The organism is Roseovarius salincola (assembly GCF_026891095.1).
GTDB lineage: Bacteria > Pseudomonadota > Alphaproteobacteria > Rhodobacterales > Rhodobacteraceae > Roseovarius > Roseovarius salincola.
This window is the reverse complement of record NZ_JAPTNL010000058.1, coordinates 1-808: the sequence shown is the minus strand read 5'-3', so window position 1 is coordinate 808 and position 808 is coordinate 1. Positions and strand designations below refer to the sequence as shown.

At 59.2% G+C, this 808-nt stretch carries 2 protein-coding genes; both read right to left on the bottom strand.

Annotation, left to right across the window (positions count from 1 at the left end):
* A partial coding sequence (locus tag N5A93_RS19475; protein ID WP_268956753.1) for a transposase occupies nt 1-251 on the bottom strand: 251 nt, incomplete at its 3' end.
* Nucleotides 252-337: 86 nt separating this feature from the next.
* Nucleotides 338-637: a hypothetical protein gene (locus N5A93_RS19470; RefSeq protein ID WP_268956752.1), complete on the bottom strand. Its 300-nt coding sequence runs from the start codon at nt 635-637 to the stop codon at nt 338-340.
* Nucleotides 638-808: the final 171 nt, after the last annotated feature.

Genomic DNA, 808 nt, shown 5'->3' with positions numbered 1-808 from the left:
TTTTTGTGCGTGGCGAGATTGTCCAGAATGACCACGGTTCCGGGTGATAGTTCCGGCACCAGAACCTTTTCAACATAAGCGGCGAAGGCCGCGCCATCCATGGCACCTTTGATCACCCAGGGGGCGATCATCGCGTCGGCACTCAGTCCGGCTATAAAGGTCTGGGTGCCCCATGAGCCGAAGGGGGCGTCCATGATCAGGCGGTTTCCGCAAGGGGCCCATCCCCTCTGCCTCGTCAGGTTTGTCTTCACTGATGTTTCATCAATAAAGACAACGCGTTCCGGATGCTTCGATATGGCTGGAATGCGATGCTTGAACCAATCCTCGCGTTGCCGCCTTACCTTGGCACGGTGACGTTCGGTGGCGACCAGTGACTTTTTTTATACGTGTAGCCCAACTTGCGAAGGAACTTGCCGATGGCGTTGGGATGCGCCCGGACACGCGTTGCGTCAAACAGGGCTGCGCTCAGCTCGGGCATCGTGATGTCACCATCTTGCGCGATGATTTCGGCGAAGAACCCCAGATGCGGGTCCAGCTTGCCCTTGCCTTTCGGTCGGCCCTGCGGAGCGGCCTCCGCCCGGCCCGTCCGCCGGATCGCAAGCGCCCATCGCGCTCCCGTGGCAGGCGAGAGTTTCAAGCGCAATGCCGCCGCGCGACCGCTTAACCCTTCCTCAATGTATCGCTGAAACCGCGCCCGAAGCGCGTCTGGCAAAGGTGCTGACATGATCCATCCTCCCAAACAGGATGAATCACAAAATCACACGTGTGGGAATCCCCGCGATTCAGGTTTTTGGCGGGGCGCTTTAAG